The organism is Campylobacter hyointestinalis subsp. hyointestinalis, assembly GCF_013372145.1.
Lineage (GTDB): Bacteria > Campylobacterota > Campylobacteria > Campylobacterales > Campylobacteraceae > Campylobacter > Campylobacter hyointestinalis.
Map to the genome: position 1 here is coordinate 708,141 of NZ_CP053827.1, position 13,568 is coordinate 721,708.

19 protein-coding genes and 1 pseudogene are annotated in these 13,568 nt (G+C 35.1%); 12 read left to right on the top strand and 8 right to left on the bottom strand.

From position 1 onward, the window contains the following. The first annotated feature begins 2 nt into the window (after positions 1-2). The 9 genes and pseudogenes from glyS to CHHT_RS03790 all read left to right on the top strand — a co-directional run bounded on the left by glyS (position 3) and on the right by CHHT_RS03790 (position 7,072). Positions 3-2,024 (top strand): glycine--tRNA ligase subunit beta, encoded by a 2,022-nt coding sequence (glyS, locus tag CHHT_RS03760; protein ID WP_034963749.1) that lies wholly within the window; start codon positions 3-5, stop codon positions 2,022-2,024. Next, complete coding sequence (locus tag CHHT_RS03765; protein WP_034963751.1) at positions 2,021-3,106, top strand: DNA adenine methylase; 1,086 nt, start codon at positions 2,021-2,023, stop codon at positions 3,104-3,106. The genes glyS and CHHT_RS03765 overlap by 4 nt, the downstream gene beginning before the upstream one ends. A 183-nt stretch (positions 3,107-3,289) precedes the next feature. Beyond that, positions 3,290-3,460, top strand: a complete 171-nt coding sequence (locus tag CHHT_RS09120; RefSeq protein ID WP_232051104.1) for a hypothetical protein — start codon at positions 3,290-3,292, stop codon at positions 3,458-3,460. A 159-nt stretch (positions 3,461-3,619) separates the two neighbouring features. After that, positions 3,620-4,114, top strand: coding sequence for a lyase family protein (locus CHHT_RS09125; RefSeq protein ID WP_250637044.1), 495 nt, complete (start codon positions 3,620-3,622; stop codon positions 4,112-4,114). Next, positions 4,102-4,644 carry a lyase family protein gene (locus CHHT_RS09130; RefSeq protein WP_252903526.1) on the top strand — a complete coding sequence of 181 codons (543 nt, stop codon included), beginning with the start codon at positions 4,102-4,104 and terminating at the stop codon, positions 4,642-4,644. The genes CHHT_RS09125 and CHHT_RS09130 overlap by 13 nt, the downstream gene beginning before the upstream one ends. A gap of 54 nt (positions 4,645-4,698) precedes the next feature. Continuing rightward, positions 4,699-6,101: pseudogene (locus CHHT_RS03775) on the top strand (DASS family sodium-coupled anion symporter). Positions 6,102-6,127: 26 nt separating this feature from the next. Beyond that, entirely contained in the window at positions 6,128-6,295 is a 168-nt protein-coding gene (locus CHHT_RS03780) for a hypothetical protein (protein WP_159428473.1), read from the top strand. Continuing rightward, on the top strand, positions 6,264-6,920 hold the full coding sequence (locus CHHT_RS03785; RefSeq protein WP_051663801.1) for a WYL domain-containing protein: 657 nt from the start codon (positions 6,264-6,266) through the stop codon (positions 6,918-6,920). The genes CHHT_RS03780 and CHHT_RS03785 overlap by 32 nt, the downstream gene beginning before the upstream one ends. Further along, positions 6,902-7,072: a WYL domain-containing protein gene (locus tag CHHT_RS03790; RefSeq protein ID WP_141079403.1), complete on the top strand. Its 171-nt coding sequence runs from the start codon at positions 6,902-6,904 to the stop codon at positions 7,070-7,072. The genes CHHT_RS03785 and CHHT_RS03790 overlap by 19 nt, the downstream gene beginning before the upstream one ends. An 81-nt stretch (positions 7,073-7,153) precedes the next feature. Here the strand turns inward: CHHT_RS03790 and CHHT_RS03795 are convergent, their stop codons facing one another. From CHHT_RS03795 to CHHT_RS03830, 8 genes are read right to left on the bottom strand one after another with little or no spacing between them, the layout of a single operon-like run. Beyond that, a complete protein-coding gene (locus CHHT_RS03795) occupies positions 7,154-7,558 on the bottom strand; it encodes a hypothetical protein (RefSeq protein ID WP_034963754.1) in 405 nt (134 codons plus the stop codon). After that, positions 7,555-7,818, bottom strand: a complete 264-nt coding sequence (locus CHHT_RS03800; protein WP_034963756.1) for a hypothetical protein — start codon at positions 7,816-7,818, stop codon at positions 7,555-7,557. The genes CHHT_RS03795 and CHHT_RS03800 overlap by 4 nt, the downstream gene beginning before the upstream one ends. Beyond that, on the bottom strand, positions 7,808-9,874 hold the full coding sequence (locus tag CHHT_RS03805; RefSeq protein ID WP_034963758.1) for a heavy metal translocating P-type ATPase: 2,067 nt from the start codon (positions 9,872-9,874) through the stop codon (positions 7,808-7,810). The genes CHHT_RS03800 and CHHT_RS03805 overlap by 11 nt, the downstream gene beginning before the upstream one ends. Next, positions 9,861-10,157 (bottom strand): hypothetical protein, encoded by a 297-nt coding sequence (locus CHHT_RS03810; protein WP_034963760.1) that lies wholly within the window; start codon positions 10,155-10,157, stop codon positions 9,861-9,863. The genes CHHT_RS03805 and CHHT_RS03810 overlap by 14 nt, the downstream gene beginning before the upstream one ends. Further along, positions 10,154-10,471 carry a hypothetical protein gene (locus CHHT_RS03815; protein ID WP_034963762.1) on the bottom strand — a complete coding sequence of 106 codons (318 nt, stop codon included), beginning with the start codon at positions 10,469-10,471 and terminating at the stop codon, positions 10,154-10,156. The genes CHHT_RS03810 and CHHT_RS03815 overlap by 4 nt, the downstream gene beginning before the upstream one ends. Continuing rightward, the gene (locus CHHT_RS03820; protein WP_034963764.1) at positions 10,452-10,730 is read right to left on the bottom strand and encodes a hypothetical protein; all 279 of its coding nucleotides are present in this window, start codon (positions 10,728-10,730) and stop codon (positions 10,452-10,454) included. Before CHHT_RS03820 ends, CHHT_RS03815 begins: the two co-directional genes overlap by 20 nt. Further along, positions 10,723-11,331, bottom strand: a complete 609-nt coding sequence (locus CHHT_RS03825) for a hypothetical protein (RefSeq protein ID WP_034963766.1) — start codon at positions 11,329-11,331, stop codon at positions 10,723-10,725. Before CHHT_RS03825 ends, CHHT_RS03820 begins: the two co-directional genes overlap by 8 nt. Next, positions 11,312-11,644 carry an HMA2 domain-containing protein gene (locus tag CHHT_RS03830; protein ID WP_034963767.1) on the bottom strand — a complete coding sequence of 111 codons (333 nt, stop codon included), beginning with the start codon at positions 11,642-11,644 and terminating at the stop codon, positions 11,312-11,314. Before CHHT_RS03830 ends, CHHT_RS03825 begins: the two co-directional genes overlap by 20 nt. A 337-nt stretch (positions 11,645-11,981) precedes the next feature. Between CHHT_RS03830 and CHHT_RS03835 the strand changes: the two genes are divergently transcribed. From CHHT_RS03835 to CHHT_RS03845, 3 genes are all read left to right on the top strand, one after another. Beyond that, on the top strand, positions 11,982-12,191 hold the full coding sequence (locus CHHT_RS03835; protein ID WP_034963769.1) for a hypothetical protein: 210 nt from the start codon (positions 11,982-11,984) through the stop codon (positions 12,189-12,191). A gap of 155 nt (positions 12,192-12,346) precedes the next feature. Next, a complete protein-coding gene (locus tag CHHT_RS03840) occupies positions 12,347-13,066 on the top strand; it encodes a M23 family metallopeptidase (RefSeq protein ID WP_034963771.1) in 720 nt (239 codons plus the stop codon). Between the two features lie 58 nt (positions 13,067-13,124). Next, positions 13,125-13,568, top strand: coding sequence for a hypothetical protein (locus CHHT_RS03845; RefSeq protein ID WP_051663802.1), 444 nt, complete (start codon positions 13,125-13,127; stop codon positions 13,566-13,568).

The following is a 13,568-nucleotide window of genomic DNA, read 5'->3' on the forward strand; positions in this document are numbered from 1 at the left end:
AAATGAGATTATTGATTGAGATCGGCGTAGAAGAACTGCCGGCGATTCCTTTTTTAAAAGAGTTAAAAAATATAGTTCCAAAATGGAAAAGTTTGCTGGACGTTTACGGGCTTGAGTCTAAATTTGAGTTCGAATTTACGCCTAGAAGACTGATGATAAGCGGTGAGATCCCTGAGTTTTCAAAAGATATAGAAGCAGAGTTTATAGGTGCTCCAAAAGCTGTAGCACTTCAAAATGGAACTTGGAGTGCAGCTGCAAAAAGTTTTGCTAATAAATGTGGGATAAGCGAAGCCAAGCTTGAGTTTAAAGATATAAAAGGTAAAGAGGTTTTATACTATAAAAGTGTTCAAAAAGGAAAGCTTGCAAGCGAACTTTTACCAGAAATGATCTCTAAATTTGTAAGTTCTTTAAATTTTGGAAAGTCTATGCGCTGGGGAAGCGGCGAATATGAGTTTATTCGCCCGATCCGCTCGCTCATCTGTATGCTTGATAATGAAAGCGTTGAGTGTGAGTTAATGGGAGTGAAAAGCGATAAGGCGTTCTATCCTCATAGAAGATATGGGTATGAACTTATTAAATTTAATACCATAGACGAGTACTTTGAGCTTCTACCTAAATTTGGTATTATGCTTAAAAGCACGGATAGAAAAGCTAAAATACTTAGCGAATTTAAAGAGATAGAAGCCTCAAGCGGTCTTAAGATAGAGCTTGACTTTGAGCTTTTAGACGAAGTTGTAGCCATAACAGAGTTTCCAACGGCTCTACTTGGCACTTTTGAAAAAGAGTTTTTGGAGGTTCCTTCTGAAGTCATCATCACTTCGATGAAAGAAAATCAACGTTATTTTCCACTTCATGATAAAAATGAAAAGTTAAGCAATCATTTTGTAGTGGTAAGCAATGCTTTAAGTGATGATAAAACACTCATTGTAAAAGGAAATGAAAAAGTACTAAGAGCTCGTCTTAGCGATGCTAAATTCTTTTGGGAGAGTGATCTAGCTGCTGAGTTTAGTAGTGAAAAACTAAAACAAATATCGTATTTAAACGAACTTGGAAGTATGTATGATAAAGAAATTCGTGAGCGATTTGTCGCAAGGACTTTAAGTGGATTTTATGATAAAGAATTAAAGATCGAGTTTGATGGCGACTATGAACACGAGCTTGATCGCGCTGTGATGCTTTCTAAAGCAGATCTAACTACTGGTATGGTTTATGAATTTACGAATTTACAAGGCATTATGGGCGCTTATTACGCAGCTTACAGAAGAGAAAATCCTTTTATCGTAGAAGCGCTTAGGGAGCAGTATCTACCAAGTGGGGAAGGAAGCAAATGCCCTAGAACTTTGTTTGCTAGCATAGTTGCAGTCTCAAATAAGCTAGACACGCTTATGGGGCTTTTTAGTATAAATAAAATACCTAGTGGCACAAAGGATCCTTACGCGCTTAGAAGGGCTGCTAGTGGTATTATCAAGATAGTTTTAAACTTAGGTATAAATTTTGATGTTAAAACTGTTTTAAATGCTATAAAATCAAATTATAAAGAATTTGATATAAGCTTGCTTGAAAACTTTATATACGATAGACTTTACTCTATGCAAGATGCTAATCCTTCAGTTGTCAAAGCTTGTATAAATAGCGGTGAGAGCGACATCAAAAAGTTAAATTTAAATATTTTAGCTTTAAACGAAATTTGTAAAAAAGATGATTTTAAAGAGAGTTTTTCTACATTTAAAAGACTTGCAAATATCATAAAAGACGCTGAGATTTGTACTGTAAATGAAGCGCTCTTTGAAGAGGAAAGTGAAAAAGAACTAAACTCTAAATTTAAAAGTTTAAATTTAGATGAAGAGAATGCAAAAGATTATCTTGAGAGTCTTTTTGGACTAAAACCAGACATCGATAAATTCTTTGATAGCGTGATGATAAACCACGAAAATGAGAGTATCAAAGCAAACCGCAAGGCTCTAATCGGTCAGATCTATAAAGCGTTTTTACGTATCGCAGATATCAAGGAAATCAGTAATTGAGGCAGGATCAAGCATTTTTAAGAGATCAGCTTATAACATATATTGGAAATAAGCGATCCTTGCTTGGGTTTATCGAAGACGGACTAAAATTCGCAAAAGACGGTCTTAATAAAAATAAGATAAGTTTCGTAGATCTTTTTAGTGGATCTGGTATAGTCTCAAGGCTAGCAAAATCTCACAGTAGTAAGATCTTCGCAAATGATTTGGAGTTTTATTCAAAAATAATCAATGAGTGCTATTTGTCGAATTTAACTCTAAATTTGAAAAAAGATATAAATTTTTATTTTGATAAATTAAGCGGAATTTCCGAGTTTGAAAGCGGGTTTATAACAGAGCTTTACTCAGCAAAAGATGAAGATAACATCACAAAAGACGATAGGGTATTTTTCACAAAACGAAACGCACTTTACATTGATACGATGCGTAAAGCGATCGATAAACTTCCTAGTGGGTTGCAAGCTTATTTTTTAGCTCCACTTTTATATCTAGCTAGTAATCATACAAACACAAGCGGAGTTTTTAAAGGCTTTTATAAAGATAAAAGCGGAATAGGACAGTTTGGCGGAGCTGGAAGAAATGCGCTTTGTCGGATAACTAAAAATATAGAACTTCAAAAACCGGTATTGTCAAATTTCAAATGCGACTTTGAAGTCACGCAAAAAGACGCTATGGAGTTTGCAAAAGATATGGATAACGTGGATGTCGTCTATCTCGATCCTCCGTATAATCAGCATCCATACGGCTCAAACTATTTTATGCTAAATTTAATAGCAAAGTACGAAAGACCTATAGAGATCAGTAAAGTCAGCGGCATACCAAAAGACTGGAATAGAAGCATTTATAACAAAAAATCACTAGCAGCGGAAGCTTTTTTTGATCTTTTGCGTGCTTTAAAATCAAAATATCTTTTGATATCATTTAATAACGAAGGTTTTATAAGCAAAGATGAGTTTTTACAAAATCTAAAAAAGATAGGCAAAACCGAACTAAAAGAGCAAAAATACAACGCTTTTAGGGGAAGTAGAAATCTATCAAAAAGAAACTTACACGTTACTGAGTGGCTCTACATAGTAAAAAAATAACTCCTTTTTTTAGACTATTAAATTTCTTTTACTAGATAATTTTTTATCTCTTATCTTTATATCTCACAATATCTCGCATTTTTATCTATTTGGATTAAAAATATAAATCAAATTTAAAACGGACAAAATTTGACCATAAGAGTGACTAAAATTTCATTACAAATTAAATTTGAGGAGAACAAAATGGCTTCAAGTACTATAGATAGTAGAGTTTTTGGCGTGCTTTTTGCAAGCAAAGAGATGAATAAGATCTTCAGTGATGAAAATAGAACTCAAAAATGGCTAGACACCGAAGCGGCTCTTGCTAGAGCTCAAGCAAAACTAGGTATCATCACCGAGCAAAGAGCAGAGTAGATCACTAAATTTGCAAAAGCCGAACTTCTAAATTTAGATGAAATCGGTGAGGGATATAAGAGTTCGATCACTATAGTTCCTCTTCTTAGAGTTTTTAAAAAGGCCTTTGATGATGATAGTGGTGAGTTCGTACATTGGGGCGCTACAAGTCAAGATATCATGGATAATGGACTTATACTTCAGATCCGTGAAGCTCACGCGCTCATTACTAAGCTTCTTACTGCTTCTTATGCTCACTGCATTGAAATATCTGAAAAATACAAAAATACAGTTATGGCTGGTAGAACTCACGTGATACACGCTTTGCCTATAACTTTTGGATTTAAAACTGCTATGTGGGCGCAAGAGATTCGCCGCAGTCTAGATAGACTAGAAGAGATAAAACCAAGACTATTTGTAGGACAACTCAGTGGAGCAGTAGGAACTCTAGCTTCTCAAGAGGGCAAAGGACTTGAAATGCAACGCCTTATGATGGCTGATCTGGGTTTGAATCAACCAGTAATATCATGGCATCCAAGCAGAGATCATATCGCTGAGTACGTCAGTGTGCTAGCTATCATAGCTGGTACTTTAGGTAGGATCGCAAGAGAGATTTTGAGCTTGCAAAGAACTGAAATTTGCGAAGTCGAAGAGCCTTTTTTATGGGAAAAGTAGGAAGCTCTACGATGCCACACAAAAGAAATCCGCAAGTTTGCGAGGGTATCATCGCTCAGTCTCGCATCGTGCGATCTCAAGCTCCACTTGCAGTAGAAGTCATGGGATGTGAAAATGAACGCGACTGGGGTTGTGAGCTAGTAGAGTGGGACTGCGTACCAAAAGCATCTATCTATCTAGCAAACGCTCTTAAAAGCACAAATGACGTCTTAGAAAATTTGATCGTTTATCCAGAACATATGAAAGAAAATCTAAACAAGCTCAAAGGAGCGATGCTAAGTGAAGCTGTGATGCTACATCTTGGCGAAAAACTCGGTCGTTTATCGGCTCACGAGATAGTTTATGAAGTATGTATGAAAGCTTTCACTGATGGTAAGCCTGTGATAGATGATCTTTTAGAGCGTGAAGAAGTGGCTAAGCATTTTACAAGGGCTGATCTTGAAGAGATTATGCAGCCAGAAAAATACGTTGGTTTAAGCGCTGAGTTTGTCGATAGAGTAGTAGCAGCTAGCAAGGATATCTTAGGATAAGTTTATTTGGTTAGGTTTATACCTAAATTTAGTTAAATTTAAAAAGGGTTGGATATGAAAAGCAAATTTATAAAAGGCTTAGTAGTCATAGCTATCGGTGTGCTTGTGTGGTTTTTGCCTCATCCAGACGCAGTCAGTGCTCAGGCGTGGCATCTTTTTGCTATCGTTTTAGCGACTATCTTAGGGCTTATTTTTCAGCCGCTTCCTATAGGAGTGGTTGCTTTTTTTGGTGTAACAGTAGCGATTTTGACAAACGTTATGAAGCCTTCTGAAGCGCTCAGTGGATATGCTAGCACTACTATTTGGCTCATTGTGTGTGCGTTCATGATAGCTAGAGGATTTATCAAAACAGGTCTTGGCAAACGCATAGCTTATAAGATCATAAGTATATTAGGTGATAGCACGCTAAAACTTGGATATTCTATCATCATAAGCGACGCGGTCATCTCTCCAGCTATGCCAAGTAGCGGTGCAAGAGCAGGTGGAATACTTTTTCCTATAGTCAAATCCTTATCTAGCGCCTTAGGCTCAGAGCAGGGTGAAACTCGTAAAAAAGCTGGTGCGTTTTTATGCAGACACTTTGGCAAGGAAACGCTGTAACAAACGGTATGTTTCTCACATCAATGGCGGGCAATCCACTCATAGCTAGCTTAGCGCTAACTACTTTTGGTGTGGAGATCTCATGGGGGCTTTGGGCTATGGGAGCCATAGTACCAGCGCTTGTTTCTTTGGCGGTGATACTTTATGTACTTTATAAAATTTACCCACCACAGATCAAAGACTATCCACAAGGTAAAGAGATAGCTAGAGCTGAGCTAGCTAAACTAGGCTCGCTTCAAAAAAACGAGATTGTGATGATAGGCGTATTTATCGGAGCTTTGATATTGTGAGCTACTGGAAGCATCACATGGCTTAATGCTACTACTGTGAGTATGATAGCAGTCGGTGTTATGCTTGTTTTTGGCGTACTTGAATGGAATGATTTTATAGGTGAAAAGGGCGCTTGGGATACGCTTATTTGGATGGGTTCTTTGATAACTTTAGCCGGTGGGCTTTCTAAGCTGGGCTTTGTGACTTGGTTTGCCTCATGGATGAGCGGTACTATGGGTGGGCTTAGCTGGACTTTGGTAATGGGAATTTTGGTTCTTGTTTATGTTTTTACTCATTATTTTTTTGCTAGTTTGACTGCGCATATTACCGCGATGTATGCGACGTTTGGAGCTGTAGCTATAGCTGCTGGAGCAGACGCTGTGTTTGTAGCTCTTGTCTTTGCATACGCATCAAATTTGATGATGCCAGTTACTCATTATGGTGGTGCACCAGCTCCTATTATATTTGGCGCTGGATATAATACGCAAAATGAGTGGTGGCGACTTGGTTTTATCATTACTCTGATAAATCTTGGTATATGGATAATAATCGGTGGAATTTGGTGGAAAGTTCTAGGATTGTGGTAGAATTAGGCTAAATTTAAGGCAAAGCGATGAAAAATAAAAAGATCTTTGAGATTTTAGAACTTTTAGACGAGCTGACTTCTGGTCGTGAGGTCGTAGTGAAAAATTACGCCTTAAAAAGTGGTCTAAGCGATCGAACTATCAGAAGATATCTTGGGGATTTGCGTGAGTTTTTTTGGGGAAAATGCTATTTTTAGTATTTCTCAAGGCTCATATATCTGCAAAAATAAAGAACTTTTCAAACGCTTTGTTATGCCAAATGAACAGCAAGATGAGAGTGAAAAACTCATAGATATGCTCCACATTATCAACCCGGGTTTTGCTAAGTTTATGCCTCAAACTCACAAAAAAGTAGATGCTAAACTCACAAAAGAGTTAGCAAGCGTGTTTTTGATAAAAGGTAGTCCGCATGAGCAAAGCCCGAATTTACGTATCTTTGGACTGATACAAAAGGCTATTAAATTTAGAAGATATTGCGATTTGACTTATGAAGATGAAGAGCTAAAAAATGTCAAGATTTTAAAGATTATTTATTCTAAGGGCAATTGGCAACTAGCGACGCTTTGCGATACTAACCAAAACAACGGATATAAGGTGCTTAGGTTATGTTTTGTCAAAGACGTGACAATCAAAAAAAGTTCATTTTATATCGATGACTATACCGAGAATTTCGTTAGAAATAGTGAAACATTTATGGATGGATACAGACAAAAGGCTTATGAATGTATCGTCGCAGTCTCGCCAAACGTAGCAAAATACTTTAAGCAAAAGCGTTTTTTTCGCTCACAAAAGATCATCGGCGAATGCGAGAAGGCTGGATAAAGATCAGCTATGAGATCACTAGCGATGATATGATAGTGATGCTGTTTAAACGTTGGTTTCCAGATATGGTTGTACTAAGTCCTACTGCTTTGCGAGATAAATTTAGTCTGATGCTTAAAGACTACAATAAACTTATGAGTGAATTTAAGTAAAACTTGCTTTTGTATATCGGTAAATTTAACTGATTTTTGCTTGAACTTAGCGTTTAAATTTGGTCAAATGTTTATTGAATTCTAAAACTTTCCGCTATAAAGTACTTTTTCATCGAAGTCGTATTGTACGTATATTTTTCCGTCTGTTTTTCTAACGTCTCTTAAGTACCTAGCTATGTCTGCAGCTGTTTTTTCAAAAGTTTTTTGGCTTATTTTCGTTTTTCCTATCAAATTTGCTTGCGTGTCTTTTGTTTGCGCTTTTAAATTTACATCAGACAATATATCTTTATACATCAGCACTATATCTTTTTGATTTTGCTCATCTATACTCATATAACCAACTTCTATATCGTAGCTAGCTTCGTCATTTTGCGTCTGTAAATTTGAAGTTTCTTGCTCTAAGATCTGAGTGTTTTTAACTGCGCTAGTTTGATTTGTACATGCACTAAAAAGTAGTGCAAAAGTCAAAATGTAAAGTTTTTTCATATATCTTTTTTAGCTTTCTTTTTACTTTGTTCGTTTAAAAATTTAGCATATTTCGTGCCATAAAGACTAGCGTGCCAGACGCTAAATCCTATTAAAGCTACTCCAGATACCGTGTGCAACTTCGCGGCTTGTCTATTTTTTAAATTTAAAGCCGTTATGGCTAGTAGTGCTAGACTAGTACCCATCGCTATCTTAGCAGCGCTTCTTTGAAACTCTATATCTAATAATTTTCCGCTTATTATATCAAATTTATCTTGCATTAGTGTTCCTCGTATTTAGTGAATTTAAAAGTAGCGCTATGGTTGTTCCATTGTGTAAAACTGCGGTTTGGATAGGGTTTAGCTTACCAAGAGTAGCTCCTAGTAAAATGGCTGAATTTATACCTACTGTAGCTTTGAAATTTGTATTTATCTTATCCATTGTTTTGTTTGCTATGAGCTTTACTTTTGCTACTGAGCATATATCGTCTTTTAAAAGACTTATATCTGCACTCGCTTTTGCGATATCTGCGCCTTTACTCATACTTATGCCGACATTGGCTTTAACTAAGCTTGGAGCGTCATTTATCCCGTCTCCTATGAAAGCTACTTTTTTACCTGAATTTCTTAAATTTTCGATAATCTTTGCTTTATCAGTAGGCAAACAGTTTGCAAAGACTCTGTCTATACCTAGATTTTTTGCAACTTCTTCAGCTTTGCTTTTTATATCTCCGCTTAGCATTATTATCTCTTTTACGCCGTATTCTTTTAGTTTTGAGATGCAATCTTTTGCATTAGCTCTTATCTCGTCTTTTAAAGCTATAACTCCTATGAGCTTTTTATCATAAGCTATATAAAGTAGAGCTGGACCGCTATTTTCTAAAATGTCTAGCCTGTCTTTGTGCGCTCTAAAATCCACCATTTCATCATCTTCTAAAAAGTGACGACTACCTATGATAACCTCTTTGCCTTTTACAGTCGTCTTTACTCCATGAGCTACTATAAATTCAACTTCTTCATGATGTATATGATGAAAGCCTCTTTGGTGTGCTGCTTTTACTATGGCTTCTGCTACTGGATGAAAATAGTGTTCTTCGGCGCTTGCACTTAAATTTAAAAGCTCATTTGGGCTTATGTTTTCATCGAAGCTATAAATTTCGCTTACGCTTAAGTTTCCATAAGTTAGCGTTCCTGTTTTGTCAAATACAAAAGTATCAGCTGCGCTTAACGCTTCTATAGCTTTTGCACCTTTTATGAGTATTCCATCTCTTCCGCATCTACTAATGCTGGTTTTAAAAGCAACCGGAGTTGCTAGCTTAAGAGCGCACGAATAATCTGCTTGTAATACAGAAGCCATTGACATAGTGTTTTTATTTATCAAATAGCTAAGTCCTGCAAGTCCTAAGGTGACCGGGACTAATTTATTGGCTAGTTTTGTAGCTTTTAGCCCTATGTTTGATTTTTCGTTTAGGCTTGACTGGATGTATTTTTTGATACGATTCGTCGTCGTTTCGTCTCCTATGAGCTCAGCCCATATTTTTATACGTCCTTCTTCGACTATAGTACCGCTCATAACAAGATCGCCTCGCTCTTTTTTTACAGGCTGGGCTTCTCCGGTCATACTGACTTGGTTTATACTTGCGCTTCCTTCTACGATATATCCGTCGATAGCTATGCTCTCGCCAGTAGATACTACTACAATATCTCCTTTTTTTATACCATTCGTATTTACCAAAACTAGCTCGTTTTTACCGTCTTTTTTTATCTCTATCCAAGCCTCTTTTATGCTAGGTTTTGCTAGTTCTTTTATGAGATCGTCACTTTTATGGACGGTGCTTTCTTCTATATATTCGCCCAAATTTAAAAGCAAATTTGTACCATTTGCCGCTCCGTAGTCTCCTCTTGCAAGGCTAACACTGACTGCTAAAGCCTCAAGCGTTTTGCTAGTAAGACCTTCGCTAAATAGCTCATAAGATCCAGCTTTTAGTAAATTTATCGAACCATATAATGAAGCTAATTTATTAAATTTAGCATTATTATTTAAAGCACTAAACACTAAAATAGCTATCGATTTATAAATTTCGGCTTTGCTGGGCTCTTCTTTTTTATTTTTTAACTTTTTTATTTCTATACTTTGCAAACGCCTAAGTATTACATTTAAACTAGAATTATGAGTTACGATGATACTTTTTGCAGCTTTATTTACTCTTACGTTTGTAATCTCGTCGAATTTAAGGATATCTGCTTCTAATCCTCTTTCGTCGCTAAGCCTGTTTAAGTCATCGCATATAAATCTAATTCTATTGCCGATTTTGCTGGCAATGCTAATTCTTTGCATTTATTTCGGCCTTAGCATCTTCAAATCTCTCCTTTAGTTCCTCAGCTCCTGCTTGAAGTAAATTTGTTGCTTTGACTATAGCTTTAAATATAGCTTGTTGCGCGTTTTCATTTGTAAGTACATAAGTTAGTCCAGCGCCTATCAAAAGGCCTTTTAAAAATCCTGCGGTATTAAAGTTTTCAGGTATAAAAGGAGCGTCTTTTGCAAAGTTATTTATAGCATTATCTAGCCCTTGTGAAGCTGAGTTTTGGTCGTTGTTATTGTTTATATATGGATTTGTCACTGATCTTCCTTTGTATTTATAAATTTATTTGTAATTCCTACAAGAGTTATGCCCAAAGCTAAATTTAAAGCAGCTTTTGAGTACTCGCCTCTTACTATGTTATTTGAAGCTGATATGCCAAAGCCTGCTATGATACCGCTTTCTAGGCTAAATTTGAGAGTTTTTTTAACAGCAGTTTTAGGACCTATTTTCGCGTCTTTTACCTCTTTATAGTAAAAAGCACCGCTACTGATAAATCCTATAAGAGCTCCGCTTAAAAAGTTATCTCCTGGCAAACGCGAGCTAGAAAATAGCCTATTTTGAGATAATCTCATTAGCTTTTGCCTTGTTAGCTGTAGTTTTTTTAGCTGTTCTTTTTGCTTTTACGGGCGCTTTTTCTGGTTGCTTTTTGAGCTTAGACATAGTTTCGTCTTTGGCTTTTATAGCTATATCTTTTCCTTTTTCAAGTCCGCACATAAGTTTATCTTTTATAACTTTTCTATTGTTAAAAGCTAGTATTGCTAAACCTCCCGCTACTGCTCCTGCTATAAATGGAAGTGCCATTTTAAATCCTTTATCTGAAGTGTTATTCATCATTTTTGCCTTTGTTTATCATTTCGTTTATCATCAAACCTACTAAAGAGCCAGCTGCAATACCGCCAAAAAATGAGAAATTTGGATTTTTTAAAAGATTTTGTAGATCGTCTTTGCTAGCCTTACCAGATGCGATTAAATTTGCTTTATCAAGAAATTCTTGCATGTCATTTGTGCTGTGTTCGTTTTTGTTTTTATTTGCACTGTTTTTGTTAAAAAGTTGCTGTTTTAAAGCTGGGATATATTCGTTATTAGAAGTAGCCCAAAGTCTAAAAAATAGATCTTTTACATCATCGTCTAGATCTTTTACGCCGTTTTTATAAAATTCGTTTAGCTCTAGCTCATAATTTAAGCAAACGATAAGTTTTTCATCTAATTTTGAAGGAGTTATGACTTGGTGATCGTAGTTTTGCAATTTGTAATTTTTGATACTGGCTAAGCTTTCTAGCAGTATGATTCCATTTTTTTTGATAGCTAAAATTTGAGCGAAGATATCATTATCATCTTTAAAATTTGAATATATAAGCAAACCTTTGTTTTCATAATTGTAAGCTAAAGAGAAGATCTCGTCCTTTGTCTTTTTATTTAAATTCGTTTGCATGATATTCCTTTTTGATTTGGTTTATCTTTTGAGAGATATTTTCTAAATTTATGCCATTTAGCAGATCGTGCCAAATTTCTTGTGGAAATTTATGATTGTCGTAAAGAATCGTTATAGAGCCTACCATTTTATTAAATTTTACGCTATGTATGCCTTCTATTTTCTCTATAATTTCATCTAATTTATGTAAATTTACTTCGTTTTGTAGGTCTTTTATTTTTGGAGAAACTCTAACTCTAATACGTCCAGGAGTGCTATGGATCAAAGAGCAGTAATCAGCTACTTGTTTTAATATATCTATGTTTGAGCCCATTTATTTTGTTTCCTACTATTGATTTTATCGATATGATAAAGCTTTTATTTGTTATATTATATAAAAATATTTTAAAAAATTCTTTATCAAAACTTACTTTTTACAGATTATAATAAGCAATATCAAGATAATTTAAAAATTGTAATGAAAATATCCTTAATAAAATATAAAATTTAACCGATAAAATGGGTAAAATATGGAAAATTAATAATAATTTTTATCATATTTTTTGATAATCTAAGTTTATAAATGAAATTTGTTATCATAAAGCTTGGATTAAGATTGTTTTGATATTATTCGCAAAATTTATTTTTATATATTTGCGTAGGAGATTTACTTGACTTATGACGAACTAGAGCTTGAAGCTATGATACAAGAGGTTTTAGAAGAGTTTGGTGACTTCGAAAATTTGGATGACGAAGAGCTTTACGAACTTATAGAAAATACAAAAAATTTCACTGACGGTGATGCTGAAGAGGCTTATGAACATCTTAATCAGTATAGCCCTATAAGTAGAAAGAGATTTGTGAATTTATACTCGGTTTAACAGTTTTAAATTTACGTAAATTATGATATCATAGATTTAGAAAATATCTTTTTTTGGATCTACGATGAAAAAACTAATACTATTTTTTATATTTATTACGCATTTGTTCTGCGCTAGTATCAATAACGGCGAGCTTGAGATCATTACCATGAGATGTGAACTTCGCTAAAAATCTTACTATAAATGATAAATTTACTCCTTGGCTAAAACATCCTACGAAACCCGGTTTTATGATAGCTTTTATACCAGTAGATTATAATGCCAGTGGAGTTATGAGCATAAAAAATACTATAAACGATACCGTGGGGCATACTGAGTTTGTCATATCTAAAAAAGATTATAAAACAGAAGATATAACCTCTATAATCAATAAATTTAAGATAGACGATAAAACAGCAGAGCTAATAAAAAAAGAAAAAATAAATATGCAAAAAATTTATAATACTGTTAGTGGCGATATATATTTTGATAGTAATTTTATCAAACCATTAAATAGCTTTGTAACAAGCGAATTTGGAAGTATTAGAGTGGTGAACGGAAGCTTTAATCACTACCACAATGGTATGGATTTTAGAGCCAAAGTAGGGCAAAAAGTCATCAGCTCAAATTCTGGTATAGTTCGCGTAGCGAGCTTCAAACATGATAGCGGACATAGTGTAGTCATAGATCATGGTGGTGGGATCTATACGCAGTATTTTCATCTAAGCAAAGTGTTTGTAAAACCTGGTATAAAAGTAGCCAAAGGTGATGTTTTAGGGCTTAGCGGTGCTTCCGGTATGGTTAGCGGCTCACATTTGCACTTTGGCGTGGTGGTAAATGGTGTGCAAGTAAATCCGTCTGTTTTTATAGAAAAAACTGATAATTTATTTAATTAACAATTGCTCAACAAATTTCGATTATAATTCTGTTATATTTCAACATAAAGGATATAAAATGAAAAACAAAGTTTTATCAGCAGTTTTAGCTGTATCTATTTTAGGAAGTTTAGCTTTTGGTGCGGATAGTGCGGCGGTGCAATTTAGCAACAAGGTATTTGCTGCAAAGAAAGAAGCTAGCGTAAAAGATTCTCAAATAAGAGATATTTGTATGAAAATTCATAATGAAATGTTGGATATAACAAAAAATATGACTCCGGCTCAAAAAGATGATTTTGCAAAAGAATTTAGAATGCAAATGAGAAAAAATATGGCCACTTTAGGAAAAGACGAATATTTTAACCCAAGAGTTTGTGGTAAATTTATGAGCAACAAAAGAATGAACTCAAACTACGGTATGATGGGCAATGGATGTGGTATGATGGGTGCTCAAAATGGCGGAAACGGCGGTATGATGGGTAATGCCAACTGCATACAAGATGACTGTCCTTATACTAAATAA

Bases quoted from the DNA above. Each gene is read 5' to 3' on its own strand.
- glyS (WP_034963749.1), top strand. From the start codon at position 3: ATGAGATTATTGATTGAGATCGGCGTAGAAGAACTGCCGGCGATTCCT.
- CHHT_RS09120 (WP_232051104.1), top strand. From the start codon at position 3,290: ATGGCTTCAAGTACTATAGATAGTAGAGTTTTTGGCGTGCTTTTTGCA.
- CHHT_RS09125 (WP_250637044.1), top strand. From the start codon at position 3,620: ATGGATAATGGACTTATACTTCAGATCCGTGAAGCTCACGCGCTCATT.
- CHHT_RS09130 (WP_252903526.1), top strand. From the start codon at position 4,102: ATGGGAAAAGTAGGAAGCTCTACGATGCCACACAAAAGAAATCCGCAA.
- CHHT_RS03780 (WP_159428473.1), top strand. From the start codon at position 6,128: ATGAAAAATAAAAAGATCTTTGAGATTTTAGAACTTTTAGACGAGCTG.
- CHHT_RS03790 (WP_141079403.1), top strand. From the start codon at position 6,902: ATGCGAGAAGGCTGGATAAAGATCAGCTATGAGATCACTAGCGATGAT.
- CHHT_RS03795 (WP_034963754.1), bottom strand. From the start codon at position 7,558: ATGAAAAAACTTTACATTTTGACTTTTGCACTACTTTTTAGTGCATGT.
- CHHT_RS03800 (WP_034963756.1), bottom strand. From the start codon at position 7,818: ATGCAAGATAAATTTGATATAATAAGCGGAAAATTATTAGATATAGAG.
- CHHT_RS03805 (WP_034963758.1), bottom strand. From the start codon at position 9,874: ATGCAAAGAATTAGCATTGCCAGCAAAATCGGCAATAGAATTAGATTT.
- CHHT_RS03815 (WP_034963762.1), bottom strand. From the start codon at position 10,471: ATGAGATTATCTCAAAATAGGCTATTTTCTAGCTCGCGTTTGCCAGGA.
- CHHT_RS03820 (WP_034963764.1), bottom strand. From the start codon at position 10,730: ATGAATAACACTTCAGATAAAGGATTTAAAATGGCACTTCCATTTATA.
- CHHT_RS03825 (WP_034963766.1), bottom strand. From the start codon at position 11,331: ATGCAAACGAATTTAAATAAAAAGACAAAGGACGAGATCTTCTCTTTA.
- CHHT_RS03830 (WP_034963767.1), bottom strand. From the start codon at position 11,644: ATGGGCTCAAACATAGATATATTAAAACAAGTAGCTGATTACTGCTCT.
- CHHT_RS03845 (WP_051663802.1), top strand. From the start codon at position 13,125: ATGAAAAACAAAGTTTTATCAGCAGTTTTAGCTGTATCTATTTTAGGA.